Origin of the sequence: Magnetospirillum fulvum, assembly GCF_900108475.1 — a bacterium.
Lineage (GTDB): Bacteria > Pseudomonadota > Alphaproteobacteria > Rhodospirillales > Magnetospirillaceae > Phaeospirillum > Phaeospirillum fulvum_A.
This window is the reverse complement of sequence record NZ_FNWO01000007.1, coordinates 33,451-59,253: the sequence shown is the minus strand read 5'-3', so window position 1 is coordinate 59,253 and position 25,803 is coordinate 33,451. Positions and strand designations below refer to the sequence as shown.

Below are 25,803 nucleotides of genomic sequence, written 5' to 3'. Positions count from 1 at the left end.
CTTGGAAGGTGAAATACGGATCGATGGCTCATCAGCATCTTGGCGAATTCGGCGATTTTTCCCTGTCGGTGGTGGTGACCAGTCCGCCCTGGTACGAAAATTGTTATCTGGTGAGCCATCGGCCCAGCGGCGCGCTGGCAATCGTCGATCCCGGTGGTGACGCGCCCCGTCTGCTTGAGGCGGTGACGGCGATCGGTGGAACTCCGGCGGGGATATTGCTGACCCACGGCCATCCCGATCATCTCGGGGCGGCGGCGGCGCTGGAGCGCGCGTTCGGCATCTCGACCCGCGCCCATATCGACGAGAGTCCGGTGATCGCCGCCGCCAGCGATCTCAACCGCGCTTTTACCGGCCAGTCCCAGCCCGGTCCGGCGCGGCTGGAAACCTTCAGCGGCGAGCCGCTCGAACATCTGGGCGGGGCCGAGATCCGGGTGATCCACACTCCGGGCCACAGTCCGGGGGGAGTCTGCTACGATTTTGGGCCGTTCGTTCTGACTGGGGACACCCTGTTCCGGGGTGGGGTCGGGCGGACCGATCTGCCCGGCGGCAGCGAGCACAAGCTGTGGGAATCGATCGACCGCCTGCTGGGTCTGGTTGCCGAGGACGCGATGCTGTTTTGCGGCCACGGTCCGGGCTGGAGCGTCGCCGAGGCGCGGCGGTGGTGGGCTTTGGCCAGTTAGGAACGGGAAAGCCGGGGCGGGGGTCTTTCCCCCGCCGCCGCCCTGCGGTCGTTCAGAGGCCGCCCATGCACAGATATTTGGTTTCGAGGAACTCCTCGATCCCGTGCTTCGATCCTTCGCGGCCGAGACCGGATTCCTTCATTCCCCCGAACGGAGCGACTTCGGTCGAGATGCTGCCATCGTTGATTCCGACGATGCCGTATTCGAGCGCGCGCGCAACCCGCCATACCCGCCCGATGTCGCGGGCGTAGAAATAGGCGGCCAGACCGAATTCGGTGTCGTTGGCGATCCGGATCGCGTCCTCTTCGGTGTTGAAGCGGAACAGCGGCGCAACCGGGCCAAAGATTTCTTCCCGCGCCGACAGCATATCGGGGGTGACCCCGGTCAGGATGGTCGGCTCGAAGAAAGTGCCGCCCAGCGAATGGCGCCGTCCGCCCAGCGCCACCTGCGCCCCCTTGGCGACCGCGTCGGCGATGTGGCGCTCGACCTTGGCAATCGCCTCTTCGTTGATCAGCGGCCCCTGCTGGCTGGTGGTGGTGAGGCCGGGACCGACGGTCAGCTTTGCCGCCGCCTCGGTTAACTTCGCCGCGAAGGCATCGTAGATGCCGTCTTGGATCAGGAAGCGGTTGGCGCAGACGCAGGTCTGTCCGGCATTGCGGTATTTCGAGGCAATCGCCCCGGTCACCGCCTGATCGAGGTCGGCATCGTCAAAAACGATGAACGGGGCGTTGCCGCCCAGTTCCAGGCTCAGCTTCTTGACCGTTCCGGCGCATTGACGCATCAGCAGCTTGCCGATCTCGGTCGAGCCGGTAAAGCTTAACGCCCGCACGACCGGACTGGCGGTCAACTCGCCGCCTACTGCGGCCGGGTCGCCAGCGGTAACGACATTGAACACCCCCGGCGGAATCCCCGCCCGCTCGGCCAACATCGCCAGCGCCAGCGCCGACAGTGGGGTGTCCTCGGCGGGCTTGATGACGACGGTGCAGCCCGCCGCCAGCGCCGGGGCGCATTTGCGGGTGATCATCGCGCTCGGGAAATTCCAGGGCGTGATCGCCGCCGCGACTCCGACCGCTTCCTTGGTGACGACGATCCGCTTGCCCTGGGCATGTTCGGGGATGACCTCGCCGTAAACCCGCTTGGCTTCTTCGGCGAACCATTCGACGAAAGCGGCACCATAGACGATCTCGCCCCGTGCTTCGGCCAGCGGCTTGCCCTGTTCGGCGGTCAGCAGCAGGGCAAGATCGTCCTGGGCCGCCATCAACAGGTCGTACCAGCGCCGCAAAAGCTGCGATCGCTCCTTGGCGGTCTTGGCTTTCCAGGCGGGGAGGGCGCGGTCGGCGGCGGCGATGGCGCGACGGGTCTCGGCCGCTCCCATCGCCGGGACAGACGCCAAAAGCGTTCCATCGGCGGGGTTGGTGACGGCAAAGGTCGCGCCGGATTCCGCGTCGCACCACAGTCCGTCGATATAGGCCCGGTTTCGCAGCAAGGTCTGATCGGCAAGGGAAAGCATGGCTTGGTCCGGGATCGGTTGGGGGGATGTATCAGCCTATACCGGTCGGCCCGGCCCCGCCACGGCTTGCTAGCGCGGCCGTCCGGATTTCCGATTGAGGTCGAGCAATCGGAATGTCTCGTTTTCAAGCTCGGCCAGACAGGCGATCTTGGCCAGAACCTCGTCGAGGACGTGGCGCTCCAGACCGGGAGACTCAAGCGCGTCCATCGCGACCAAGGTGGTGTGAACCTCGGCGTAGGCTTGTTCCAGTCGCTGCGCCAGCCCCAGGCGATGCACCCCGGACGACAGGGTGTCGGAGGCTTGGCGGTCGATATAGGCCAGCCGCGTTTCGATCTTCTTGAGATGGAGTTGAACCCAGCGCCCCCGCACGTCGCGCAGCAGGGCGTCGAAATGGCTGCGGAAGGTCAGGTCGGACGAATGGTTGACCTCGGCGATTGCCAGCGAAATCAGATTGCTGAGCCGCGCCGTTGCATCTTCTAACTTGTCGCTGAGCAGATCGGCCAAAGCGGGTGTCAGACCACCCGCGCCGAGATGTTGCCGATACCGCTCCATATCCTCCGCGACGGCACGGGCGGACAGAAGAATCTGGATCGCTCTGCTTTCGACGTCCCCCGATGGCGACATGGTCCCGGCTCCTTTTCGTCCCCGGAAGACAGCCATCATAGGCGACCGCCTCCGTCGGGTACAGCTGATAAGGGAAACACCCATGTCAATCCGAGGTTGACTGCGGGGCGGCGCTCTCGCACTCTCGCAAGCGGTGGTTTGGCAACGGTTTGACAATGGCAGAAAAATCCGACGAAGGGGGAGCGCGCAATCGCGAGGCCGAGGCCCTGTCGCTGCTCGACCGGCTGATCGATCGCTATGAATCCCCGGACGAGTCCGCTCAGGACACCGCGTTTGCGGCGGCCCAATCGCTGTGCCAAGCTGTTTGGGGCGGCTATCAGGCCGGATTCGCGGCGCTGGCCAGCAAAATAGAAACTACAGCTCCCGGCTCGGTCGAGTCCGCCGTGCGGTCGTTGCGTCTGCGCGACGAAGCCGCCGATCCCGGGGGGATGATCCGCGCCGCCCGTCTGCGCCGCCAGCGGAGCGGCAGCCGCGAGGCCGAGCGGGCGGCTTTGATCGCCCGTTATGGCAGTGAAGCGGCGGCTCTGGCTCCCACCGCCGCCGAAACGACGTTGATCGAAGCCGGTCGGACCTTGGCCGAGCCCGGTGCCGAGGAGGATTGCCACGCCCCCTTGAGCGGCTGGCATCTGCCCTGGCACGAACCGCCCGAGGCTCTGCGCGTCCTGGTCGCCGCTGCCCTGCCGCTGCCGTCTACGATTGCCGCTGCTCGCGACGAATGCCGGGCCTGGGAGCAGCGCAAGACCGAACTCGACCTGATCGGCGACGGTCCCGGCAGTGCCGGGCTTCCCACCGCCTGCGCCGCCCGCCATTGGCTGGTCGAGCGGATGTGGCGCGGCGATCTGCCTGCCACCGGTCCGGCCGACCTGATCGCGCGTCTCGAATATTGGGTCGAGCGGGGCGGCGATGACGGCAGCGGCTATCGGATTCTGCTCGACGACCTGACGGAGGCGGGAACAACGCCTCTGCTGCGTGATCCCGACAGCGGGAGCCATGCCCGCATCCTCCGCCTCAAGGCTGAACACCCCTCCTGGTCGCTGGCCCGGATCGGACAGGAATTGGGGATCAGCCGCCAAGCCGTCCACAAGCATTTGAAGCGAGGAGAGCGAACCCGCTCCGCCGCCCGTAATCCGAACGGCTAGAACCGGCCGGATTGCGGAGCGGTGACGTAATCGAGCAGGCGGCCGAGGAAGGATTCGCAGTGGGCGAGCTGGTCGAGGCTGACGAATTCGTCGGCCTTGTGGGCTTGTTCGATATTGCCCGGGCCGCAGACCACGGCAGGGATGCCGCTTTTCTGGAACAGACCGGCCTCGGTGGTATAGGCGAGATAGCCGGTATCGTTGCCGCCCGACAGCGACAAAGCCAAGCGCACCGCCGGATCGTCCGGGTCCATGTCGAGACCGGCGGTGGTGTTGTTTTCATTGAGGATGATCCCGGCATGGTCGGATACGGCCAGCATTTCGGGAATCAGATCCTGGGTCCAACTGCGGATTTCCGCCATCAGCAATTCGGGGTCGTGGCGGGGCAGGTTGCGGATTTCGAATTCGAAGCTGCATTCACCGGGGACGATGTTGAGCGCGGTGCCGCCTTTGATCGTTCCGGTATGGACGGTGGTGTAGGGAGGGCTATAGCCCGACTCGAACGGTCCGGTCTCGCGCAGGCGGCGCTGCATCGCCCGCAGCCGCGCCACGATCTCGGCGGCGATCTCGACCGCGTTGACGCCCTGATCGTTGAGGGCGGAATGACATTCGTGGCCGAGAATCTGACAGCGAACGCTCTTCTTGCCCTTGTGGCCGCTGACCAGGGTCATTTGGGTCGGTTCGCCGACGATGCACAGACGCGGACGCACCTCCAGCCCGGTAAGGTCGTCGATCAGCCGCCGCACTCCGATGCAGCCGACTTCCTCGTCGTAGGACAGGGCGAAATGAATCGGCATCGTCAGCGGGGCTGCGGCGAAATCGGGGGCGAAGGCGAGGGCGGCGGCGAGAAACCCCTTCATGTCGGCGGTGCCGCGACCGTACAGACGCCCGTCGCGGGCATCGAGCCGGAACGGATCGCTGCTCCAATCCTGGCCATCGACCGGGACGACGTCGCTATGGCCGGACAGAACAATGCCGGGCCGGTCGGCCGGGCCAAGTGTCGCAAACAGATTGGCCTTGGTCGCGCCGTCGTTCCAGGTCAGCCGGGTCGTGGCCCCCAGTCCGCTCAACAATTCCGCCGCCATCTCGATCAGGGCAAGGTTGCTGTTGCGGCTGGTGGTGTCGAACGCGACCAGACGGTCCAACATCGCAACGATGTCGGAGCGGGGAGCCGGGGGCAGGGCGGACAAGGCGGACCTTTCAGAGTAGACGGAAGGGGGGAGGGCCTCGGTCATCATAGAGCCGCCGCAATTTCTCGCCTATAGTTCTGCGGGCGCGCAAGGCTTATTCTGGCGGGGACGGGGGGGCCGTCCTTCGGTCGGAAAAGCGGATGGTCAGGGGGAATGGTACGTGAGAGTCAAGACGTCTGGCAAAGCCACGGCGGGTGGTCCCGGGATCGGGGCCGTGCCCCGCCTTCGGCGTGATTTCAAACGATGAGCCCTCAGCCCGATCCGGCGGTCTCCCGCCCAGACGAATCCTCCGCCGGACTGGTGGCCCGTCTGCGTGCCAACTTCCTGGCCGGGTTGCTGGTGGCCGCGCCGATCTCGCTCACCGTTTATATCGTCTGGGCGGTGATCAGCTTTATCGACACTCAGGTTTCATCGCTGTTCCCACCATCGTGGGGGCTGTCGCACTACCTGCCCGGGTTCGGGGTTCTGCTGGCGCTGGTCGGACTGACCGCGGTGGGGGCGCTGACCGCCAACATCGCCGGTCGGCTGGTGCTGGCGGTGTCGGAGTCCCTGCTGGGCCGGATGCCGGTGATCCGCAGCATCTATGCGGCGATCAAGCAGGTGGTGCATACCGTCCTGGCCCAGAAGGCCGAAGCCTTCCGCGAGGTCGTGCTGCTCGAATATCCCCGTCCGGGCCTGTGGACCCTGGCCTTCATCACCGGCACGACCAATGGCGAGGTGCGGGCTTGTTTCGACGAGGAAATGGTCAACGTCTTTGTTCCGACCACCCCCAATCCGACCTCGGGCTTTCTGCTGTTCGTGCCGCGCCGGTCGGTGCGGCTGCTGTCGATCAGTGTCGAGGACGCCCTGAAGATGGTCGTCTCGACCGGCATCCTGACCCCCGATGACGTGGTGGCGGGCGCCGGGACGACGCCTCCCCCCCTTGCCGCCGCAATTGACGGCGGCGGCGGCGGCGCTTAGAGAAAGACGGCCCGTCCACTCCCCCCCAACCGGGAATACCATGAATCGTATCCTTGCTGTCGTTGTCGTCGCCGTGCTGGCAGGCCTTCAGGTCGCCGGTTGGTGGTGGTTCAATCGTCCGGTTCCGGTCGAACTGTCGTTCGCCGAACCGTTTCCCTCGGTCTCGTTCGCGCCGTTTCGGCGCGGCCAAAGCCCGCTGACCCAGGATTATCCGCCGCCGGAACAGGTCGCCGAGGATCTGCGCAGTCTGGCCGGAGTGACCAAGGGCGTTCGCACCTACACCAGCCTCGAAGGGATGGAGGTGGTGCCGAAGCTGGCCGAGGAATTGGGGATGGAGGTGATCCATTCCGCCTGGCTGGGCGAGAAACCGATCGTCAACCGCCGCGAGGTCGAGGCGCTGATCGCCGCCGCCAACAAATATCCCAACAGCATCAAGCGGGTGATCGTCGGTAACGAGGTTCTGCTGCGCCAGGATCTGCCGGTCGAGGATCTGATCAACCACATCCGGACCGTCAAGTCGCGGGTGTCGCAGCCGGTCTCCTATGCCGACGTCTGGGCGTTCTGGCTGAAATACCCGCAATTGGCGAACGAGGTCGATTTCATTACGATCCACATCCTGCCCTATTGGGAGGATGAGCCGATCGGGGTCGAGGGCAGCGCCCGCCATATCGTCGATATCTATCGCCGCATGGCCGAAACCTTCCCCGGCAAGCCGATTCTGATCGGCGAGGCGGGGTGGCCGACGCGCGGCCGCTCGCGCGGTCCGGCGGTGGCCAGCATGGAGAACGGAGCCCGCTTCGTTCGCACCCTGGCTCAGGTGTCGAAGGAAAACGGCTTCGATTACAACGTCGTCGAGGCGTTTGATCAACCGTGGAAAGCGCGGATGGAAGGGACCGTCGGGGCCAATTGGGGCGTCGTCGATTCCGATCGCCGGGTCAAGTTCGCGATGTCCGGTCCGGTCGAGCCCAGTCCGTTCTGGCCGCGTCATGCCGCCGCCGCCGCTGCTTTGGGCACGATTGCCGCTCTGGGCTTCCTGCTGCGCGGCTCGGCCCGCTATCGTTTCGGAGCCGGTTTGACCGTTGCCGTTCTGGCTCAGATCATGGCCGGGCTGGTGGTGTGGCAGGCTGTCAACGCCCAGGCCGTCGCTTTTGATCTGACCGACGAAGTTTGGGCCTGGGTGCGAACCGGTTTGCAGGCCGCTCTGGCATTGTTGCTGGTCCGGGCGGCGGCGGTGGGCTTCGCCGAGGGGGCCGCTCCGGTCGCCGACCGCCGTGCCGAGCGTCTGGTGCCCTTTTACGCGATTGCCGCGATCGTCGCTTCGACGCTGTTGCTGGTCCATGGCCGCTATCGCGACATTCCCAACCTGGAATTCCTGGTGCCGTGCCTGGGCGTCACCGCCTATGGTCTGGCCCGGATGGCGGTGTTGCGGCTGGATTGGCGCAACGCTTTTGCCGTTGGGCGTCTGTTCGGCGGCGCCAGCGAAGGCGGCTTCGTTCCAGCGCGGGCGATGACGATCGGGCTGGCGCTGGCGGCGTTCGCCTCGCTGCTGTCCGAGGCGGTGGCGTTGGCGCGGGGCGACGATTTCGTCGTTTCGCATCCGGCCTTCAGCGATCAGCTTCCGCTGCTGCTGCGGGGGATGTGGATCAATCAGGAAATGGTGACCTGGGCGGCGATGGTGCTGCTGATGGCGCTGCCTTATCTCGCCGACTGGCGTTTGAACCGTAAGGTGGGGTGATGGACGCGCCGACCGGATTGGTTCTGCCGCCCTGGATCGGGGCCGCCTCCTGTCGGCATGGCCCGATGCTGTATCCGGCCAGGGACGTCTATGTCGGACGCTCCTTGGCCGTTTACGGCGAGTATTCTCCCGCCGAGGCGGTTCTGTTTCGCCAACTCGTCCAGCCGGGCGACGTCGTCGTCGAGGCCGGAGCCAATATCGGCGCCCTGACGATCCCGCTCGGGCGGATGGTCGGGCCAAGCGGGCGGGTGCTTGCCTTCGAACCCCAGCGCGGGATTTTCAATCTCCTGACCGCCAATGTGGTTCTCAACGGGCTGGACCAGATTTGGGCCGAACGGGTGGCGCTGGGGGCGGAGAGTGGCGAAATCGCTGTTCCCGCGTTGTCGCTGAGCCGTCAGGCCAATTTCGGCGGGGTGTCCCTCGGTGCCGCCGAGGGCGAGCCCTGTCCGGTGCGGACGCTGGATTCCTATGGCCTGACCGCGCTGAAGCTGCTGAAGATTGATGTCGAGGGTAGCGAGGCCGGGGTGATCGCCGGGGCCGAGCGGACGATCCAGACCCTGCGCCCGATTCTCTATGTCGAGAACGACCGACGGGAAAAGTCGGCGGCGCTGATCGCCGCGATCATCGCGCTCGATTATCGGCTGTGGTGGCATACGCCCCGGCTGTTCGTTTCGGACAATTACCGTCAGGTCGCCGAGAACGTCTTTGGCAATATCAGCTCGGTCAACATGCTGTGCCTGCCTCGGGAATCGACGATCACTGTCACCGGCCAGACCGAGATCACCTCGCCCGAGACCCCCTTGCCGTTTTGACGGTCGCCCTTGCGAGCCGCCGATCAATGATTGTCCGAAACGAAAATCCCCCCGACATCGCCGGGATGTCGGGGGGATCAATCGTTTGAACGGCGGTTAGTGCGACGATTTGGCCAGCAACCGAGCCACTTCCGGCGCGGTGTAGGTCAGGATCGCATCGGCACCGGCCCGCTTGAACCCGATCAGGCTTTCGACGATCACCTTGTCCCAATCGAGCCAGCCGTTGAGCGCGGCGGCCTTCAACATCGCGTACTCGCCCGACACCTGATAGGCGAGGGTGGGGACGCCGAACGTCTCCTTCACCCGGCGGATGATGTCGAGATAGGGCATGCCCGGCTTGACCATCACCATGTCGGCGCCTTCGGACAGATCGGTGGCGACTTCGCGCAACGCCTCGTCGGAATTGGCCGGGTCCATCTGATAGGTCTTCTTGTCGCCCTTCAGGGTCGATCCGGTGCCGACGGCGTCGCGGAACGGACCATAGAACGACGAGGCATATTTGGCGGCATAGGAGATGATCCGGACGTCAATCAGATCCCGCTCGTCCAGCACTTCGCGGATTGCCCCGATGCGGCCGTCCATCATGTCGGAGGGGGCCAGCGCGTCGCAGCCGGCCTCGGCCTGGACCAGCGACATCTTGCACAGGGCTTCGACAGTGTCATCGTTGACGACGTAATCATCGACGACCAATCCGTCCTGGCCGTTGCTGTTGAAGGGGTCGAGGGCGACGTCGCAGATCACGCCCAGCTTAGGCGTGGCGGCCTTGATGGCGCGGACGGCGCGACAGACGATGTTGTTGGGGTTGTAGGCCTCGGCGGCGTCGGGGGTCTTCAGCGACGCCTCGACCGAGGGGAACAGCGCGATCGCGGGGATGCCGAGGTCGGCGACGCGGCGGCATTCCTCGACCAGCAGGTCGATCGAAAACCGCGCGACGCCGGGCATCGACGCCACCTCCTGCCTCACGCCCGTTCCTTCGACCGCGAAAACCGGCCAGATCAGATCATCGACCGAGAGCTTGTTCTCGGAGATCAGCCGACGGGACCAATCGTCCCGGCGGTTACGGCGCATGCGAGTAAAGGGAAACTCGGCGTGGGGAAGGATGGTGGACACGATGTTAGATGGCCTCCAATGCCTGCTTCAGGTCGGCGAGGATATCGTCGATATGTTCAATGCCGACAGACAATCTCACATAGCCCGGAGTGACACCAGTTGCCAATTGTTCATCGTCCGACAGTTGGGAATGGGTGGTGCTCGCCGGATGAATAGCCAGCGACCGGGCGTCGCCGATGTTGGCGACGTGGTAAAACAGCTTCAGTTCGTCGATGAACTTGCGTCCGGCTAGAACGCCGTCCTTCAGTTCGAAGCCGAGCAGACCGCCATAGAAGCCGCCCTTCAGGATCGCGTCGGCGCGGCGGCGGGCTTCACCGGTCTGGAGGCTGGGGTGGATCACCCGGCTGACCTTGGGATGCGAGGCCAGATATTGGGCGACGGCGGTGGCGTTGCGGCTGTGCTCGCGGATCCGCAGCGGCAGCGTCTCCAACCCCTGGATGGTCTGGAAGGCGTTGAACGGGCTGGCGGCGGCACCGACGTCGCGCAACAGGATGACGCGAGCGCGCAGGATATAGGCGATCGGGCCGAGCGGCTTGACCGCCTGGGTCCACACCGCGCCGTGATAGCTGGGATCGGGCTGGTTCAGCAGCGGGAAGCGCTCGGCGTGCTTTTCCCAGTCGAAGCGACCGCTATCGACGATCGCGCCGCCGATCGAGGTACCGTGGCCGCCGATATATTTCGTCGTCGAATAGACCACGATGTGCGCGCCGTGATCGAGCGGACGGGCGATGACCGGCGCGGCGGTGTTATCGACGATCAGGGGAACGCCGATCTTGTCGGCCAGCGCGGCCACCTCGGGGATCGGGAAGACTTGCAGCTTCGGATTGGGCAGGGTTTCGGCGTACCAAGCCCGGGTCTTGGCATCGGTGGCGCGGGCGAACGCCTCGGGGTCGCTCGGATCAACGAAGCGAGCCTCGATCCCGAACTGCTTGAACGTATTGGCGAACAGATTCCAGGTGCCGCCATACAGATCGGTCGAGGTGACGAAATTGTCCCCGGCCTGGGCGACGTTCAGAATCGAGAAGGTGCTGGCCGCCTGCCCGGACGACACCGCCAGGGCGGCGACGCCGCCGTCCAACGCGGCCAGACGCTGTTCCAGCACGTCGGTGGTCGGATTCATGATCCGGGTATAGATATTCCCCAGTTCCTTCAGCCCAAACAGGTTAGCGGCATGGTCGGCGCTGTTGAACTGGTAGGACGTGGTCTGATGAATCGGGACCGCGACAGAACCGGTGGTGGGGTCGGCGCGATAGCCGGTATGAAGAACGATGGTTTCCGGGTTTTTGCTGGTGACGCTCATCGACCTCTGCTCCTTATCCGCACGGGATTGAGAGGGAATTTCACACCCTTGGCCGTAGCTGTCAAGGCTACTAATCCATAAATCCCGTAGATAATTGATTCGCGTCAGGCGGAGTGGAGACCTCCGCGCAGGATGCGAATGTAGTTTACCCGATCATAGGCGGTGACGTCGCCGACCGCGCCGCGGCTGAGGCGGCCCCGGATTTCGGCGACGGAAGTCGCTTCGCGGGCGGTGAGGTCGGCGACCAGTCCGTCCTTCAGCACCTTCAGATATTCGACGCCATGACGCATCAGGGCCGAGGTGGTCATCACCACATCGGCACCGGCAAACAGATATTTGATCACTTCGGCTGCGGTCTGAACCCCGGAACTGGCGGCGATTGAGCCCTTCAGCTTGCCCGACAGCGCGGCGATCCACAGCAGCGGCAGCCGGATTTCGCCCCGGTTGCTGAGCTTGAGATCGCGCAGCAGGGTCAGTTCGTCGAGGTCGATATCGGGCTGGTAAAAGCGGTTGAACAGAACGACGCCGTCGGCTCCGGCCTGATCGAGGGTCTGGATCATGTGGCCGGGCGAGCTGAAATAGGGGCTGAGCTTCATCGCCACCGGAATCGATACCGCTTTCTTGACCGCGCTCAAGATTTCGAGATAGCGGGCTTCGACCTCGGCTCCGCTGGAAACCAGATCGGTCGGCAGATAATAGACATTCAGTTCCAGCGCATGGGCTCCGGCCTGCTCGGTCTGGCGGGCATAGTCGATCCATCCGGCAGGCGTGGTGCCGTTCAGGCTGGCGATCACCGGAATATCGACGGCGGCGCGGGCGCGGCGGATCAGGTCGAGGTAATTCTTCGGCCCGACATTCTCGCTCAGGCCTGCCGGGAAATAGGTGAAGGCCTCGGAATTGCCTTCGGCTCCCAGACGTTCCATCTCGTCGATTTCGTTTTCGATATCTTCCTGAAAGATCGAGGGCAGCACCACGGCCCCGGCCCCGAAATCCTCCATCTTGCGGATGTTGCCGACGTCCAAAGCAAGCGGGGAGGCCGAAACCACCAGAGGACAGGTCAGGGTGAGGCCGAGATAGCGGGTGGACAGGTCCATGGGATGCTCCTTCTGCTCACCGGGTATAGTCCCGGCCCTCAACGGTCAGGCTATCGTCAGTTGGGGCTTCTGTCCACCCGTCGCCACCGATCCTTGTTGACACATTTGTGCGTTCCTCCCGTCAACCGCGACCGCAGTTGACGCCGATGTTTTTCATCACGCCGGGGTATCGAAATCCGTTTACCTGATTATTATATGTGTGACATGGGCGTCCCGTCCGATCTCCTCTTCCGGGAAACGCCGATACCGACTTTATACGGGGCAGGCCGAAGACCTGCCCCGTCTTTTTCCGTGAGGGCTGCCGCAAATGAGCGTCTGTCTGCTGTATGTTACCGCTGCCAGCCGTGACGAAGCCCTGGCTTTGGGCCGCGCGTTGGTCGAGGCGCGTCTGGCCGCCTGCGCCAACGTGTTGGACGGTATGACGTCCATCTATCGCTGGCAGGGCGAACTGCGCGAGGATGCCGAGGCGGTGCTGATCTTAAAAACCCGTTCCGAGCTGGCCGAGGCGGCGACGGCCCGCCTGTGCGAGCTGCATTCCTACGAATGCCCCTGCGTCGTCCGTCTGCCGATCGAGGGCGGCAATCCGGACTTCCTGGCCTGGATCGCCGCCGAAACCGGGCCTGTCAACCAGGGGTGACAGGTCGCCCCGGCGACCGCTACTCGATCATCCCGCGCCGGATCGCATAGGCGGCGAGTTCGGCCGAATTGTGCAGGTCGAGCTTTTGCATGATCTTGGTGCGGTGGGTTTCGACCGTCTTGACCGCGATGCCGAGATCGTTGGCGATCTCGCGATTTTTTAGTCCCCGCGCGATCAGGCGCAGCACTTCGCGTTCGCGCCCGGTCAGATTGATCCCGCCCGGTTCCGTTCCGGCTAGATGTTCGCGGACCAGATCCTCGGACAGGCCAGGACCAAGATAGGGGCGACCGGCGGCAACGGCGCTGATCGCTTCCATCAAGTCGCCGTGGCTCATCTTCTTAAGGGCATAACCGTCCGCCCCCGCCGCCAGCGCCTCGGCTACTCGCTTTTCGCAATTGGCGGCGCTGAGAACGAGAACCTTGACCCGAGGCGTCAACCGCTTGATTTGACGGGTCGCCTCGACTCCGTCCATTTCGGGCATCGACAAATCCATCAGCACGACGTCGGGAGCCAGGCTGCGGGCCATATCGATGGCGATCCGACCGTTTTGGGCTTCGCCGACGATGGCGACGTCGTTGGAGGCAAGCAGGGCGACCAGACCCTGGCGGACCAATTGCTGATCCTCGGCGATGACAATACGAACCGTCACGGACGAACTCCTCCATCGGGACCAAAACCGTCAACCGGATAAAGATTAAGTGTATAGCGAATTTAAGAAAAATTGTTTGTTCGTTGAGGGTTTTCTCCGAATCCGGACGACGCGTCTATGACAAGCTTCACACAGCCCGGTCGATCCCGTAAAGTGTCGCGATGAAGATCGCCGTCGCTGTCGATTCCCGTTTTTCCCGGATTTCCGGTCATGCCGGACGTGCCCGCTCGTGGTTGGTGTGGGAATGCGCCGGTGGCGCGGTATCGGCTTTGCCGTCCCGGGTTGTGCTTGATCCCCGGATGGTGTTCCACCATCACGAGGACGGCCAACCGCATCCATTGGACGGGGTCGATGCTCTGCTCGCGATTTCGGCGGGCGAGGGCTTCGTGACCAAGATGATGCGTCGCGGCCTTGATGTCCGGCTGACCGCCGAGACCGACCCGGCCAAGGCGGTGAGCGATTATCTGGCCGACCGTCTGTCGCCGCCGCGCCCGCGTCCGATTGGCGAGTTGCTGTGCAAGGCGCTCGACATGTTCTCGCCGCCCCACCATGGCGGCGGCGCCAAGAAAGACTGATCCTCTCTATCGTTCCGGTGCGGCAACCAGGGTGAACAAGAAGGTTGCGCCGACCTCAGGCGCGGATTCGACCCAGATATCGCCGCCAAAGCGGTGGACGATCCGTTGGCACAGCGCCAGACCGATGCCGGTTCCCGACGATTTGTGATCGGGATGAAGGCGCTGGAAGATCTCGAAGATCTTGGAAAAATACTGTTTATCAATGCCGATCCCGTTGTCGCGAACGGCAAAGCACCACATTCCGCCGGGATAAGGGGCTGCCTCGATGCAGATTTCGGGCGGTCGGGCCGGGTGACGGTATTTGAGACTGTTGCCGATCAGATTTTGCATCAGGCTGACCATCTGGGCTTCGTCGGCCATCACCCGGGGCATGTCGCCGATCGTGATCGAGGCCCGGAGCACAGTGATCTCGGGCTGGAGCAGCGCCAGGGCATGGTCGATCGGGCGGCGGACATCGACCTCGACCAACGGCAGGGACGGACGTCCGACCCGGGTGTAATCGAGCAGATCGTTGATCAATTCCGACATGTGGCGGGTGTTGTCGACGATAAAGCCGATGAACTCGTCGGCATCGGCGTCAAGCTTGCCGCGATAGCGCCGCTCCAGTAATTGGGCATAGCTGACGACGTTGCGCAGCGGTGTCTGGAGATCGTGCGACGAGACATAGGCGAAGCGTTCAAGATCACTGTTGGAGCTGACCAGATCATCAATGGTTTGGCGCAGCTTTTCCTCGACCTCCTTGCGGGCCGATATGTCGCGGGCGACCACCAGCAATCGGTCGGCTCCGCCGATGCTGGCCTGACAGAGGCTGACCTCGACCCAAAATCCCCGGCCGGTCTTGGCGCGAACCCTCCATTCGAACAGATGGGGGCGGTCGCTGCGGGCTTTGCTCAGCCAGTGAACGAGATCGGTGCGGCCGTCCATGCTGCCGTTGAGGCCAAGATCGCCGAGCGTCAGGCCCAGCAATTCCTCGCGCGGGTAGCCGAACAGTTCGCTCATCCGCTGATTGACAGACAGGATCGCCCCGGTCTCGGGCTCTAGTAGAAAGATCGCGTCGTTGATGTTGTCGAAGATGGTGCGAAATTGCTCTTCGCTCGCGGCGAGTTCGCCGGTGCGACGGCGGACCAGAATCCGCAACCGGGCGACGAAACCCGCCAGCAGTACGGCGAGCAGCAATCCGGCCAATCCGACGATGCCTCCGGTCTTGACCCAGCGGGAGGACCGCTCGGTCTGCCCCGTCTCGATCTCGGAGAACAAGAAACGGTCCAGTGTCCAGTCCGGCCCCATCAGCCCCAGCATCGCATAGGTCTCGCCGATATGGGTCCAGCGGCCCCGGTTCATGTGTCCGATCTCGACCAGATCGGGCAGGATCAATTCGCGCATCGCCGCTGCTTCGGCCAGAAGCCGGGCGCGGGACTTGTCCGGTGCATAGCGGGTATGGATCAACGCGGCGATTTCTTCGGGATGCTTAAGGGCGTAGTCCCATCCGCGCAGGCTTGCCCGTTGGAACCCTCGCACCCGCTCGGGCTGAGCGGTGGCAAGGGCGAGGCTGGTAACCAGAATGTCACCATAGAAATCGATCCCGTAATGACGGGGAAGAAACAGTTCGGTCGCGATGGGATGGTGCTGAGACCCGGTGTCGGTGATGTAAGACGACATCGCATCGACGCGGCCTTCGAACAGATCGGCGAAATTGCCACTGTGCGGCAGCAGCAGAACCGGCTGCTTCGTCATTCCTTCGGCCGCGAACATCGCCAGGATTTCGGAATCGTCGGTTCCGTCGCGCCCCCCCAGCATGACTCGCCGCCCCCCCAGCGATTGGGGACTTTGAAAGCCGCTGTTGCGCCGGACCATCAGGGCCAGCGGCGAATGCTGGAACACCGCCGCCACCGCCACCACCGGCAGTCCGCGATTGCGTTCGATCAGGACGCTGGGCGATCCGATCGCGAAGTCAGCCTTGCCGCTCGCGACGTCCTGGGCCGCGTTCGCTCCCACCTCACCGATGCCGAGTTCGACCTGGAGCCCTTCGTCGGCGTAATACCCTTTTTCGATCGCGGCGTAATATCCCGCGAACTGGAACTGGTGCTGCCATTTCAGTTGAAGGCGGACCCGATGCAGCGGTTTGGAGGGGGGCTCGGCGAAGGAGGGCAGGGCGAACATCACCAGGACGGCGATCACGAGGGCAACGATACCCCTCCCCAGGGCGTTCATCATGATGACAAGCCATTGAATGGGCAGCCTGTATTGTCCATCTTCCCAAGCGGGCACAACCGGATGTTCGGGGAGATCGTGCGGAGGTCCTGGCCGTGTTGAAACCGCACCCTCGGGTCCTTTCCGTCCGGTGTGTCGGGCGTGCGGCGACCGAAATGTCACCAACTGGTCCAAATTGTGCCGAATATCGCCTTGATATGGTGCGAATACAATGAATTTATCGGTGAATCAGTTCACATGAGGGGCCGTGAATGACCGTCAGAATTGCTACCTGGAATGTAAACTCAATTCGCGTCCGGTTGTCGTCCCTGATCTATTGGTTGAATATCTCTCGGCCGGATGTGCTTCTTCTCCAGGAGACGAAATGCCAGGATGTTGATTTCCCTCACACGGAAATCGAGGCGGCGGGCTACCATGCCGTTTGTCATGGGCAGAAGACCTTCAACGGTGTCGCTATCCTCTCGCTCCGCCCGGCCGAAGCGGTGATGATGGGGTTGCCGGGCGACGACAGCGACCAGCAGGCCCGCTATCTCGAAGCGACCATCGACGGAGTGCGGGTGGCGTCGCTCTATCTGCCCAATGGCAATCCGGTGCCGGGAGATAAATACGCCTACAAACTGGCTTGGATGCGCCGCCTGACCGCCCGCGCCCGTGTTTTGCTGGATGGGGATCTGCCGGTGGTGCTGGGGGGCGATTACAATGTCTGTCCCGCCGATCTCGACGTCTGCGATCCGGCAGCGTGGCGGGCCGATGCCCTGTGCCGTCCGGAAACGCGGCGTTCGTTCCGCGAACTGGTCCATCTTGGTTATCTCGATTCCGTGCGCGCCCTCCATCCCGAGGGAGGGTGCTACACTTGGTGGGATTACCAAGCCGGGGCGTGGAACCGCGACCAGGGCTTGCGGATCGACCATATCCTGCTGTCACCACGGGCCGCCGATCGCTTGATCGCAGCCGGGATCGACCGGGGTCCGCGTGGCGGCGAGCGGGCCAGCGATCACACCCCGGTTTGGATCGACCTCTCGGGGGAGAAAAGAAGTCGATGAAGTGAAACCGTGGCTGTCCACGCGAATACCGAATTGCCCACCGGCCCTGCCGACCGTACACTGCAATGAAACCCTCCGTGCGGAGACCATCATGTCCGACCAGGATCGTATTATCGAACTCACCGCCGCTCTTGCCGATGTGGTGTCGCGTAAGGTCGAGGAGATCAAGAAGGTCACCGGCACAACCCGCATTCTTGCGTTGAACGCCCTGATCGAAGCTGCCCGTGCTGGTGAGGCTGGCAAGGGCTTCGCCGTCGTCGCCGGAGAGGTCAAGCACGTTTCGGAAAGCATTGACGGCATCACCCAGACGCTTGAAGCGGAAATGGGTGCGGCGGTCGAGGAACTGAGCCGTCTTGCCCACAATATGCGGGCCGAGTCGCAACGCTAGATGGTTACGCCGAGATCCGCCCGGAGCGGTCTTGCCCTTCTGGCCGCGTTGCTGCCTGCCGGAGTCGCCTTCGCCGGATGGGAAGAGGGACAGGCGGCGTGGGCGCGTCGTGACTTTGCCGCCGCCGCCGCCGAATACCGTCCCTTGGCCGAAGAAGGCAATGCCGCCGCCAAGGCCCGATTGGGGCAGATTCTGTTTTTCGGGCTGGGAGGCGTTGCCCGCGACGATGCCGAGGCCCTGCGCCTGCTGACCGCCGCCGCCGAGGCGGACGACCCGCTGGGGCAGCACGGTCTGGGCACCGCTTATCTGACCGGCCGGGGCGTCCCCAAGGACGTTGCCAAGGCGCTGGACTGGCTGGGCCGCGCCGCCGAGCGCGGTTTCCCCGACAGCCTGAATACCTTGGGCGAGGTCTATTTCAACGGCGCGGGTGTGCCCCGTGACGAGGCTCGCGGTGTCGAATATTTCCGCCGTGCCGCCGAAAAAGGCTATCCCCCCAGCCTGGAGAAGATGGCGGAACTGCGCTGGAACGGTCGCGCCATGCCGATCGACCGGGCGCAGGCCGTTCGCGACGCCCGCGCCGCCGCCGAGGCGGGGCGCACCGTGGCGCAATTCATTCTGGGTGTCGCCCTGCTGACCGGCGAAGGCAGCGGGACGAAGAATCTGGCCGAGGCGGCAACATGGTTCCGCCGCGCCGCCGAACGGGGGCATCCCCAGGCCGCCCATAACCTGGGGGCGATGTTATCGACCGGGAACGGGGTTCCCGCCAATCCGTCCGAGGGATATTTCTGGCTGGCGGTTGGGGCCGACCGTGCTCCCGCTCCCCTCAAAGTCGCCTATCTGCGCGACCGCGATAATGTGGGGTCGCGGCTGTCGCCTGCCGAGATGGCGCAGGTCCGCGCCCGACTGGTGAGTTGGAAGCCGAGCCAGGGCGGATCGGGCAGTCCCGCTCTGGCCGGAGCGGCTCCATCCCCCGTTCCCGCCTCTCCGCCGAATTCCGCCAGCACTGCGCCTCCGGGCGGGGGCGGCCGGGGGCGGATGGCGACCGGGACCGGCTTTATCGTCGGCCGCGACGGTACCGTGCTGACCAATGCCCATGTCGTCGAATCCTGCCGTTCGATTTCCGTTACGCCCGCCGACGGTCAGGCGATTGCGGCCAGTGTCGTGGCCAAGACCGCAGGTGACGATCTGGCGGCGCTGAAGACGGACTTGCGTCCGGAAGAGGTGGCTCGTTTCCGCGCCGACCGACCGTTACGCTCGGGCGACGAAGTGGTGGTGATCGGCTTCCCGCTGTCGTCGTTGTTGTCGCGCGAGGCCAACATCACCGCCGGGGTGATCAGCGCGATGGCTGGTTTGCGGGGCGATGCCCGCCATTATCAGATCACCGCCCCGGTGCAGAAGGGCAATTCCGGCGGCCCTCTGGCCGACATGAGCGGTACCGTCGTCGGCGTGGTGTCGTCGAAGTTGAATGCGATGAAGATCGCCGGGCAAACCGGCGATCTGCCCCAGAACATCAATTTTGCGATCAAGGCCGAAATCGCCCGCCGTTTCCTCGACGACAATGCGATCCGCTATGAAACCGCTGTGGCGGGGCCGGTCGGTTCTGCTGCCGATGTCGGCGAGCGGATCAAGCGGGTTACCGTCTTCATTCAGTGTCGGATCGATTGATCCGTCCCGGCATTTCCTGCCGGGCGGGAATTTCCTGCCGGGTCTTGGGCCGGGATTTTTTTCGCCTCTGTCATTTTTCTTCGCCTGAAACCGCCACCCGATCCGTATAAGTCACTTTTCCGCGCCCACTCCTGCTGTGGCCCAGCCCTTGCATCTATCCCATCGGAATAAAGTGTCCGCCGAGGATGGAGGCGTCGATGTTGTGGGGTGCGCTAACGAATGCCAGCAGCGCGATGCAGGCGATGGACGGGGCGATGGGAGGCATTTCCCAGAACATCGCCAATATCAACACGACCGGCTACAAGCGGATCCAGACCGACTTCAAAACGGTGATGTCCGAATCCCATAGTGCGCCGACCAACACCAAGAACAGTACGAATAAGAACACCGCGACGACCGGAACTGATATTTTCGGCGTCCGCGCGGTCAACCGCTATGCCGTCACCCAGCAGGGCATGATGGCCCCGACCAACAACTGGACCGATCTTGCCATCAACGGGCGGGGCTTTTTCATCGTTTCCCAGCCCGGTTCCGATGGAAAGCCGCAGGCCGCCCTGGATTCGACTGACAGCCGGAACATTCTCTATACCCGCGCGGGGAGCTTCACCACCGCCAGTGACGGTCCGGCCGGGTCGGAAAAGACCTATTTCAAGACGACCGGTGGCCAGTATCTGATGGGCTGGATGGCCGACGGCCAGGGGCGGATCGCCGGAGTCGAAACCACCGAAACCGCGCCAGTCGCGGGGGGGGCTGGGGTCACGAGCGGAGTTGAGAAGACACTGGTTCCGATCTATACCACTCCAGGTCAAACTATCAGCGGGGTCGCCACCACCCGCTTCCAGCCGGTTGTCAACATCCCGGCCGATGCGACGACGACATCGACGAACCAGAGCTTCACCCAGACCGGCTGGGTCAACGATCCTTCCGGTACGCCCTTGGCCCTGACCGCCAGTTGGCAGCGGATCAGCGGCAACAATTGGTCGCTCAGCTATTCCCTGCCCGCGTCGGCTAACGCCACGTTGACGCCCGCGACAATTGCGAGCGTGACGCTGACCACCGACACCAACGGCAAGATTGTCGCCACCCCGTCCAGCCAAGCCGTCGATATCGCGTTCGGCGGCGTTTCCGCCGGGTCGAAGACGATATACATGGGCAGTACCGTCCCGGCGGGAGAACAGGCCCTGGTCTCGCCGACCGTCAACGAGATACCCCTGGCGCTCACGGTCTACGATCAGAATTACCAAGCGCGGACCGTCCCGGTTTATTTCGAAAAGGAAGGCAACAACCAGTGGAACATGCGGATCCGCTCGGGGTCGGACTTCACCGTGACCGCGGTCGGCCCCAATGGAAATGGCGATTCCGTCCCGGTGACCTTTGACGGCTCGGGCAAGATCGTGACTCCGACCGAACTGACCTTCTCGGTCAACTGGCTGACGACGGGCAGCACGACGATAACGACGCCTGCGGGCAGCAATTCGATCACGATCGACACCTCGAAGATGACCCAATATGTCGGGACCAAGCCCGGCAAGATCGACATCAAGAGTCTGGATCAGGACGGCTATGAATCCGGCATTCTGGATTCCGCCTCGTTCAATTCGAAAGGGGAATTGATCGGCCATTTCAATAATGGTCGGACCCGGACCCTGGCGATGGTGCCGTTGGCGACCTTTACCGCCGCCGATCAGCTCAACCCGATCTCGGGCACCGTGTTCGAGCGAACCGCCAATGCCGGAACGATGTCGATTGACGAAATCGCCAAGCAGGGCAGCGGCAATCAGTTCGTCTCCTCGGCGGTCGAAGCCTCGAACGTCGATCTCAGCGATGAATTCACCCGGATGATCGTTACCCAGAAGGCGTATTCGATGAATGCGACCGTGTTCAAGACCGCCGACGAGATGACGACGGTGGCCCGCGACCTGTACAAATAAAGTCCCCCTTAGCCTTGGGGCAGTGTCGCGTTGCGGGCGGTAACCAGCTTGCGGATTACGACATAGAAGATCGGGGTGAAGATCAGTCCGAACCCGGTCACCCCCAGCATGCCGAAGAACACGGCGGTCCCTAAGCTCTGGCGCATTTCCGCCCCGGCTCCGGTAGCGATCACCAGCGGCAGCACCCCCAGGACAAAGGCCAGCGAGGTCATCAGGATCGGACGCAGTCGGGTTCGCCCGGCATGAATCGCGGCCTCGACCCGGTTCATCCCTTCGGTTTCGGCCTGACGGGCGAATTCGACGATTAGAATCGCGTTTTTTGCCGCTAGACCAATCAGGACGATAAAGCCGATCTGGGCCAGGATGTTGATCGACATCCCGCGCACGATCAGTCCCGACACGGCTGCCAGCAGGCACATCGGCACGATCATCACCACGGCGGCGGGCAGCGACCAGCTTTCATACTGGGCGGCCAGCAGCAGGAACACGAACAACACCGAGGCCGCGAACACCAGCAGGCCGTTATTGCCCGCCAGCAATTCCTGAAGCGCCAGTTCGGTCCATTCGAAGCCGAAGCCGGGGGGCAGGCGTTCATTGGCCAGTTTCTTCATCTGCTCCAGAGCATAGAAGCTCGAATAACCGGGCGCGGCGACGCCCTGAATCTCGGCCGCCGGGAACAGATTGTAACGCGGCACCCGATAGGGGCCGGTATCGGTGCGGAAGCTGGCGACGGCACCGAGCGGCACCATCCGCCCGTCGCTGTTGCGGACACGGATATCGGCGATATCGCGCAGGTCGCGCCGGAACGGGGCGTCGGCCTGGGCGGTGACGCGGAAGGTGCGGCCAAGGAAGTTGAATTCGTTGACGAAGGCCGAGCCGAGATAGACCTGGAGCGCGTCGGTGATGCGCTCGTTGGGCACTCCCATCATCTGCGCCCGCACCCGGTCGATATCGACCTGGACGTTGGGGGTGCGGGTGTTGAACAGGGTGAACATCCCGGACAAGCCAGGCACCTTCGCCGCAGCGGCCACCATGTCCTGGGCAACCGCTTCCAGCGCGCGGGGACCATGACCGCCCTTGTCCTGGAGCATCATCTTGAACCCGCCCGCAGTGCCGATACCGCGCACGGGAGGCGGTGGAATGGTGATGACGAAGGCGTCCTGGATCGAAACCAGCCGCTTGCGCAGATCGGCGGTGATGACATTGGCCGACAGGCCCTGCTTGACCCGCTCCTCGAACGGCTTCAGCGGGGTGAAGATCGTCGCCGCGTTCGAGGCGTTGGTGAAGGTGCCGCCGTCGAGACCGGCGATGACGATGGTATGCCCGATGCCGGGAGTCTCGGTCATGATCCGGGAGACGTCGGTGACCACCGCCTCGGTCCGGGCCAGCGAAGCGCCGGGGGGCAACTGGACCACGGTGATCAGATAGCCCTGATCCATCTCGGGGATGAAGCCCTTGGGAGTCTTGTAGAACTCGATTCCGGCGAGCACGATCAGCCCGCCATAGATCACCAGCATCACCGTGGTCAGCCGTAGCACGCGGCGGGTCAACTCGCCATAGCCCCCGGCCAGACGCTCGAAGCCATGGTTGAAGGCGGTGAAGAAGCGGGTGACCGGGCGCATCAGACCAGTGGCGCCATGATGGTCGAGCGGACCGTGGCCGCGGAACAGCAAGGCGCACAACGCGGGCGACAGGGTCAGCGACACCAGCAGCGAGACCACCGTCGAGGCGGCGATGGTGACGGCGAACTGGCGGAAGAACTGGCCGGAAATGCCGGGGATGAAGGCGGCGGGGATGAACACCGCGCACAGGACCAGAGCGATCGAGATCAGGGCTCCACCGACTTCGTCCATCGTCCGGTGCGCCGCCTCCAGCGAATCGAGGCCCTGGCGCATGTTGCGCTCGACGTTCTCGACCACGACGATCGCGTCATCGACGACGATGCCGACAGCCAGCACCAGACCGAACAGCGACAAGGTGTTGAGCGAATAGCCGAGCGATTCCAGGACGAAAAAAGTACCGATCAGCGAGACCGGGATCGCCGCGACCGGGATCAGCGAAGCCCGCCAGGTCTGGAGGAACAAGACCACCACCAGCACCACCAGCAGCACCGCCTCGAAGATCGTCTTGATCACTTCATCGACCGACTGATCAATGAAGGTGGTCGGGTTATAGGCGATGGTGTAGCTGACCCCAGGCGGAAAGCCGGGGGCCAGCGCCTCGACCTTGGCGATCACCCGCTTGGCGGTGGCCAGCGCGTTCGAGCCGGGGCGCTGGAAGATGCCGATCGGCACCGCGTTCTTGCCGTTGAGGAAGGCGTTGACGCTGTAATCGAGCGCGGCCAGTTCGATCCGGGCCACTTCTTTCAGCCGCACGGTGCGGCCGTCGGCGTCGGCCTTGACCACTACGTTCTCGAACTCGGCCGGATTGGCCAATCGTCCCTGGGTCTGCACCGACAATTGGAACGCGCCCTGTCCCGGCATCGGCGGCTTGTCGAGCACACCGGCGGCGACCTGGATGTTCTGGGCCTGGAGCGCCGACACCACCTCTCCAGCGGTCAGATCGCGGGCCGCCGCCTTTTCCGGGTCGATCCACACCCGCATCGAATAATCGCGGGCACCGAAGATGCGGGCGTCGCCAACACCGTCCAAACGGGCAATGGCGTCGATCATCTGCAAGGTGGCGAAGTTCGACAGATAGACCTGATCGCGGGATCCGTCGGGCGAGTTGAGATGAACCACCATCAGCATGTCGGGTGAGTTCTTCGTCACCGTGATGCCCAACCGCTTGACCTCGTCGGGCAGGCGGGGGGTGGCGATGGCGACCCGGTTCTGCACCAGCACCTGGGCGGTGTCGAGATTGGTGCCGAGCGCAAAGGTCACCGTCAGCTTCAAATTGCCATCGCCGGTGGCCTGGCTGTTGATGTACAGCATGTTCTCGACGCCGTTGATCTGCTGTTCCAGCGGCGTCGCCACCGTGTCGCTGACCGTCTGCGCCGAGGCACCGGGATAGGAGGCGTTGACGACGACCGTCGGCGGGGAAATCTCGGGATATTGCGCCACCGGCAGGGCAAAGAAGCTGATTCCGCCGATGATGGTGATCAGCAGCGACACCACGGTGGCGAAGATCGGCCGGTCGATGAAGAAATGGGACAGCCGCATCACGGAATCGTCCCAGGCTGAGCGGTGACCTTGGCCCCGGGACGAGCCCGCATCAGGCCGTTGACGACGATCTGGTCGTCGGGCGACAGCCCCTCGCGCACTACCCGCAGCCCGTCCGGCTGAACCGGGCCAAGCTTGACCGGCTTGGGAACGACCGTGCCGTCCTTGACCGCCATCACCAGATGGCGCGACTGGTCGGTGGTCACCGCGGCGTCGGGCACCAGCAGGGCGTCGTAAGGATCGGACATCGCCAGCCGCACCCGCCCGAACGCGCCCGGCACCAGCCGCTGGCCGGGATTGTCCAACACGGCCCGGACCCGGATCGTTCCGGTCCTGCGGTCGATCTGGTTATCGACGAAATCGATTTTCCCTTCGCGTGGCCAGCCGGTCTCGTCCATCAGCCGGATCGGCGCCGCAGCCCCGACCATGGGCGTCTGGCCGTCCTTGGCGCGGCGGGCTTGGGCCAGGAAGTCGGCTTCGCTCAGTTCGAACGAGAAATAGATCGGGTCGAGCGAGACCAGCGTCGCCAGCAGGGTGGGCGCCGATACGGTCGGGCCGCTGGTGATCAGATTGCCGGGGGTGACCAGCCGGGCTCCGATTCGTCCCGAGACCGGGGCAAGCACGCGGGTGAATTGGAGATTGAGTTCGGCGTCGCGCAGGGCGGCGCGGGCCGCCTCGACGGTGGCGCTGGCACCGCGCGATTCCTCGGTCCGCTGATCGAGCGTGCTTTCCGGCACGAAATCCTTGCGCCGCAATTCACCGGCCCGGACCAACTGGCGACCGGCGAATTCCTTGGTTCCCGCCGCCTGATCGAGCTTGGCGCGGGCCTGGGCCACCGCGATCTCGTAGGGGCGGGAATCGATCACGAACAGAACGTCGCCCTTTGACACCATCTGCCCGTCGGTGAAACGAACTTCGGTCAGGTAGCCGCCGACCCTGGCCCGGATCTCGACGGAATCGATGGCGCGGAACTGTCCGGTGATCTCGGCCCAGTCGATAATGGTGCGGGCCAAGGGGGCGGCCACCGTCACCACCGGCCCGGTGGGCGTCGTCGCCGTCGCGGTGGGCGAGGCGGAGCGGGGGCCGTACACCGAGAATAAACCGGCACCGACACCCAAAACGACCAGGATGGCGAGGAAGAGGGCAGGCTTGGGGATGGAAAAGGCTTTGGGACTGATCGGCATGGCCCGATCCTGATCGCAAGGGGGAAGGGGAAGGGGCACCGCAGCCGCCGGAGCGGAAATCAGAGGTCACATCACGGCAATAGACCGGTCGGTCTAGTATTACCGTCCGGGCCGGGGCGCGGTCAACCCGTGAAAGTCGCGACGGCGCGGGCTTTCGTGGCGGGCGCAGGTCTGCTAGGGTGCCGGCTCTGACGGGAAAAGGAGTTTG

The 25,803-nt window shown here is 64.0% G+C and carries 21 protein-coding genes; 11 read left to right on the top strand and 10 right to left on the bottom strand.

Annotated elements, in window-relative coordinates:
• Positions 1 to 23: 23 nt before the first annotated feature.
• Entirely contained in the window at positions 24 to 680 is a 657-nt protein-coding gene (locus BLW40_RS09860) for an MBL fold metallo-hydrolase (RefSeq protein ID WP_083386725.1), read from the top strand.
• 52 nt (positions 681 to 732) lie between these two features.
• Here the strand turns inward: BLW40_RS09860 and BLW40_RS09855 are convergent, their stop codons facing one another.
• Complete coding sequence (locus BLW40_RS09855; RefSeq protein WP_074768069.1) at positions 733 to 2,190, bottom strand: NAD-dependent succinate-semialdehyde dehydrogenase; 1,458 nt, start codon at positions 2,188 to 2,190, stop codon at positions 733 to 735.
• A 69-nt stretch (positions 2,191 to 2,259) separates the two neighbouring features.
• The gene (locus BLW40_RS09850; RefSeq protein ID WP_074768067.1) at positions 2,260 to 2,814 is read right to left on the bottom strand and encodes a hypothetical protein; all 555 of its coding nucleotides are present in this window, start codon (positions 2,812 to 2,814) and stop codon (positions 2,260 to 2,262) included.
• 155 nt (positions 2,815 to 2,969) lie between these two features.
• Between BLW40_RS09850 and BLW40_RS09845 the strand changes: the two genes are divergently transcribed.
• Positions 2,970 to 3,953 carry a helix-turn-helix domain-containing protein gene (locus BLW40_RS09845; RefSeq protein WP_074768065.1) on the top strand — a complete coding sequence of 328 codons (984 nt, stop codon included), beginning with the start codon at positions 2,970 to 2,972 and terminating at the stop codon, positions 3,951 to 3,953.
• Here the strand turns inward: BLW40_RS09845 and argE are convergent.
• On the bottom strand, positions 3,950 to 5,140 hold the full coding sequence (gene argE / locus BLW40_RS09840; protein ID WP_083386724.1) for an acetylornithine deacetylase: 1,191 nt from the start codon (positions 5,138 to 5,140) through the stop codon (positions 3,950 to 3,952). The two genes, BLW40_RS09845 and argE, sit on opposite strands and share 4 nt — an antisense overlap.
• Before the next feature lie 243 nt (positions 5,141 to 5,383).
• Between argE and BLW40_RS09835 the strand changes: the two genes are divergently transcribed.
• Genes BLW40_RS09835 through BLW40_RS09825 form a run of 3 tightly spaced genes read left to right on the top strand, consistent with a single transcriptional unit; the run spans position 5,384 to position 8,647 of the window.
• Positions 5,384 to 6,100, top strand: coding sequence for a DUF502 domain-containing protein (locus tag BLW40_RS09835; protein ID WP_139305555.1), 717 nt, complete (start codon positions 5,384 to 5,386; stop codon positions 6,098 to 6,100).
• A 40-nt stretch (positions 6,101 to 6,140) separates the two neighbouring features.
• Positions 6,141 to 7,835, top strand: coding sequence for a glycoside hydrolase family 17 protein (locus tag BLW40_RS09830; protein WP_074768063.1), 1,695 nt, complete (start codon positions 6,141 to 6,143; stop codon positions 7,833 to 7,835).
• Entirely contained in the window at positions 7,835 to 8,647 is an 813-nt protein-coding gene (locus BLW40_RS09825) for an FkbM family methyltransferase (RefSeq protein WP_074768061.1), read from the top strand. The genes BLW40_RS09830 and BLW40_RS09825 overlap by 1 nt, the downstream gene beginning before the upstream one ends.
• 96 nt (positions 8,648 to 8,743) lie before the next feature.
• Here BLW40_RS09825 and hemB read toward each other — a convergent pair whose 3' ends face one another.
• The 3 genes from hemB to BLW40_RS09810 all read right to left on the bottom strand — a co-directional run bounded on the left by hemB (position 8,744) and on the right by BLW40_RS09810 (position 12,151).
• Positions 8,744 to 9,757: a porphobilinogen synthase gene (hemB, locus tag BLW40_RS09820; RefSeq protein WP_074768059.1), complete on the bottom strand. Its 1,014-nt coding sequence runs from the start codon at positions 9,755 to 9,757 to the stop codon at positions 8,744 to 8,746.
• A 4-nt stretch (positions 9,758 to 9,761) separates the two neighbouring features.
• Positions 9,762 to 11,057, bottom strand: coding sequence for an O-acetylhomoserine aminocarboxypropyltransferase/cysteine synthase family protein (locus tag BLW40_RS09815; RefSeq protein ID WP_074768057.1), 1,296 nt, complete (start codon positions 11,055 to 11,057; stop codon positions 9,762 to 9,764).
• A 104-nt stretch (positions 11,058 to 11,161) separates the two neighbouring features.
• Positions 11,162 to 12,151: a dihydroorotate dehydrogenase-like protein gene (locus BLW40_RS09810; RefSeq protein WP_074768055.1), complete on the bottom strand. Its 990-nt coding sequence runs from the start codon at positions 12,149 to 12,151 to the stop codon at positions 11,162 to 11,164.
• A 307-nt stretch (positions 12,152 to 12,458) separates the two neighbouring features.
• On the opposite strand from BLW40_RS09810, the gene cutA reads away from it, so the two are divergent.
• On the top strand, positions 12,459 to 12,788 hold the full coding sequence (cutA, locus tag BLW40_RS09805; protein WP_074768053.1) for a divalent-cation tolerance protein CutA: 330 nt from the start codon (positions 12,459 to 12,461) through the stop codon (positions 12,786 to 12,788).
• A 19-nt stretch (positions 12,789 to 12,807) separates the two neighbouring features.
• Here the strand turns inward: cutA and BLW40_RS09800 are convergent, their stop codons facing one another.
• Positions 12,808 to 13,437 (bottom strand): response regulator, encoded by a 630-nt coding sequence (locus tag BLW40_RS09800; RefSeq protein ID WP_074768051.1) that lies wholly within the window; start codon positions 13,435 to 13,437, stop codon positions 12,808 to 12,810.
• 161 nt (positions 13,438 to 13,598) lie between these two features.
• On the opposite strand from BLW40_RS09800, the gene BLW40_RS09795 reads away from it, so the two are divergent.
• Positions 13,599 to 14,012, top strand: a complete 414-nt coding sequence (locus tag BLW40_RS09795) for a NifB/NifX family molybdenum-iron cluster-binding protein (protein ID WP_074768049.1) — start codon at positions 13,599 to 13,601, stop codon at positions 14,010 to 14,012.
• A 6-nt stretch (positions 14,013 to 14,018) separates the two neighbouring features.
• On the opposite strand, the gene BLW40_RS09790 is transcribed toward BLW40_RS09795, so the two are convergent.
• Positions 14,019 to 16,226, bottom strand: a complete 2,208-nt coding sequence (locus tag BLW40_RS09790) for an ABC transporter substrate-binding protein (RefSeq protein ID WP_074768047.1) — start codon at positions 16,224 to 16,226, stop codon at positions 14,019 to 14,021.
• A 248-nt stretch (positions 16,227 to 16,474) separates the two neighbouring features.
• Here BLW40_RS09790 and BLW40_RS09785 point away from each other — a divergent pair, with 248 nt between their 5' ends.
• The 4 genes from BLW40_RS09785 to BLW40_RS09770 all read left to right on the top strand — a co-directional run bounded on the left by BLW40_RS09785 (position 16,475) and on the right by BLW40_RS09770 (position 21,250).
• The gene (locus BLW40_RS09785) at positions 16,475 to 17,266 is read left to right on the top strand and encodes an exodeoxyribonuclease III (RefSeq protein WP_074768045.1); all 792 of its coding nucleotides are present in this window, start codon (positions 16,475 to 16,477) and stop codon (positions 17,264 to 17,266) included.
• A gap of 91 nt (positions 17,267 to 17,357) precedes the next feature.
• Complete coding sequence (locus BLW40_RS18065; RefSeq protein WP_002727593.1) at positions 17,358 to 17,654, top strand: methyl-accepting chemotaxis protein; 297 nt, start codon at positions 17,358 to 17,360, stop codon at positions 17,652 to 17,654.
• Entirely contained in the window at positions 17,655 to 19,319 is a 1,665-nt protein-coding gene (locus BLW40_RS09775; protein ID WP_074768043.1) for a trypsin-like peptidase domain-containing protein, read from the top strand. It begins immediately after the preceding gene.
• 197 nt (positions 19,320 to 19,516) lie between these two features.
• Complete coding sequence (locus BLW40_RS09770; RefSeq protein ID WP_074768292.1) at positions 19,517 to 21,250, top strand: flagellar hook-basal body complex protein; 1,734 nt, start codon at positions 19,517 to 19,519, stop codon at positions 21,248 to 21,250.
• Between the two features lie 8 nt (positions 21,251 to 21,258).
• Here BLW40_RS09770 and BLW40_RS09765 read toward each other — a convergent pair whose 3' ends face one another.
• Together BLW40_RS09765 and BLW40_RS09760 are read right to left on the bottom strand one after the other, a co-directional pair.
• A complete protein-coding gene (locus tag BLW40_RS09765; RefSeq protein ID WP_074768041.1) occupies positions 21,259 to 24,411 on the bottom strand; it encodes an efflux RND transporter permease subunit in 3,153 nt (1,050 codons plus the stop codon).
• Positions 24,411 to 25,595, bottom strand: a complete 1,185-nt coding sequence (locus BLW40_RS09760) for an efflux RND transporter periplasmic adaptor subunit (RefSeq protein WP_074768039.1) — start codon at positions 25,593 to 25,595, stop codon at positions 24,411 to 24,413. The genes BLW40_RS09765 and BLW40_RS09760 overlap by 1 nt, the downstream gene beginning before the upstream one ends.
• Between the last annotated feature and the right edge of the window lie 208 nt (positions 25,596 to 25,803).

Excerpts from the sequence above, each read along its gene's own strand:
- BLW40_RS09860 (WP_083386725.1), top strand. The coding sequence starts at position 24 with ATGGCTCATCAGCATCTTGGCGAATTCGGCGATTTTTCCCTGTCGGTG.
- BLW40_RS09855 (WP_074768069.1), bottom strand. The coding sequence starts at position 2,190 with ATGCTTTCCCTTGCCGATCAGACCTTGCTGCGAAACCGGGCCTATATC.
- BLW40_RS09850 (WP_074768067.1), bottom strand. The coding sequence starts at position 2,814 with ATGTCGCCATCGGGGGACGTCGAAAGCAGAGCGATCCAGATTCTTCTG.
- BLW40_RS09845 (WP_074768065.1), top strand. The coding sequence starts at position 2,970 with ATGGCAGAAAAATCCGACGAAGGGGGAGCGCGCAATCGCGAGGCCGAG.
- BLW40_RS09835 (WP_139305555.1), top strand. The coding sequence starts at position 5,384 with ATGAGCCCTCAGCCCGATCCGGCGGTCTCCCGCCCAGACGAATCCTCC.
- BLW40_RS09830 (WP_074768063.1), top strand. The coding sequence starts at position 6,141 with ATGAATCGTATCCTTGCTGTCGTTGTCGTCGCCGTGCTGGCAGGCCTT.
- BLW40_RS09825 (WP_074768061.1), top strand. The coding sequence starts at position 7,835 with ATGGACGCGCCGACCGGATTGGTTCTGCCGCCCTGGATCGGGGCCGCC.
- BLW40_RS09815 (WP_074768057.1), bottom strand. The coding sequence starts at position 11,057 with ATGAGCGTCACCAGCAAAAACCCGGAAACCATCGTTCTTCATACCGGC.
- BLW40_RS09810 (WP_074768055.1), bottom strand. The coding sequence starts at position 12,151 with ATGGACCTGTCCACCCGCTATCTCGGCCTCACCCTGACCTGTCCTCTG.
- cutA (WP_074768053.1), top strand. The coding sequence starts at position 12,459 with ATGAGCGTCTGTCTGCTGTATGTTACCGCTGCCAGCCGTGACGAAGCC.
- BLW40_RS09795 (WP_074768049.1), top strand. The coding sequence starts at position 13,599 with ATGAAGATCGCCGTCGCTGTCGATTCCCGTTTTTCCCGGATTTCCGGT.
- BLW40_RS09790 (WP_074768047.1), bottom strand. The coding sequence starts at position 16,226 with ATGATGAACGCCCTGGGGAGGGGTATCGTTGCCCTCGTGATCGCCGTC.
- BLW40_RS09785 (WP_074768045.1), top strand. The coding sequence starts at position 16,475 with ATGACCGTCAGAATTGCTACCTGGAATGTAAACTCAATTCGCGTCCGG.
- BLW40_RS18065 (WP_002727593.1), top strand. The coding sequence starts at position 17,358 with ATGTCCGACCAGGATCGTATTATCGAACTCACCGCCGCTCTTGCCGAT.
- BLW40_RS09775 (WP_074768043.1), top strand. The coding sequence starts at position 17,655 with ATGGTTACGCCGAGATCCGCCCGGAGCGGTCTTGCCCTTCTGGCCGCG.
- BLW40_RS09770 (WP_074768292.1), top strand. The coding sequence starts at position 19,517 with ATGTTGTGGGGTGCGCTAACGAATGCCAGCAGCGCGATGCAGGCGATG.
- BLW40_RS09765 (WP_074768041.1), bottom strand. The coding sequence starts at position 24,411 with ATGCGGCTGTCCCATTTCTTCATCGACCGGCCGATCTTCGCCACCGTG.
- BLW40_RS09760 (WP_074768039.1), bottom strand. The coding sequence starts at position 25,595 with ATGCCGATCAGTCCCAAAGCCTTTTCCATCCCCAAGCCTGCCCTCTTC.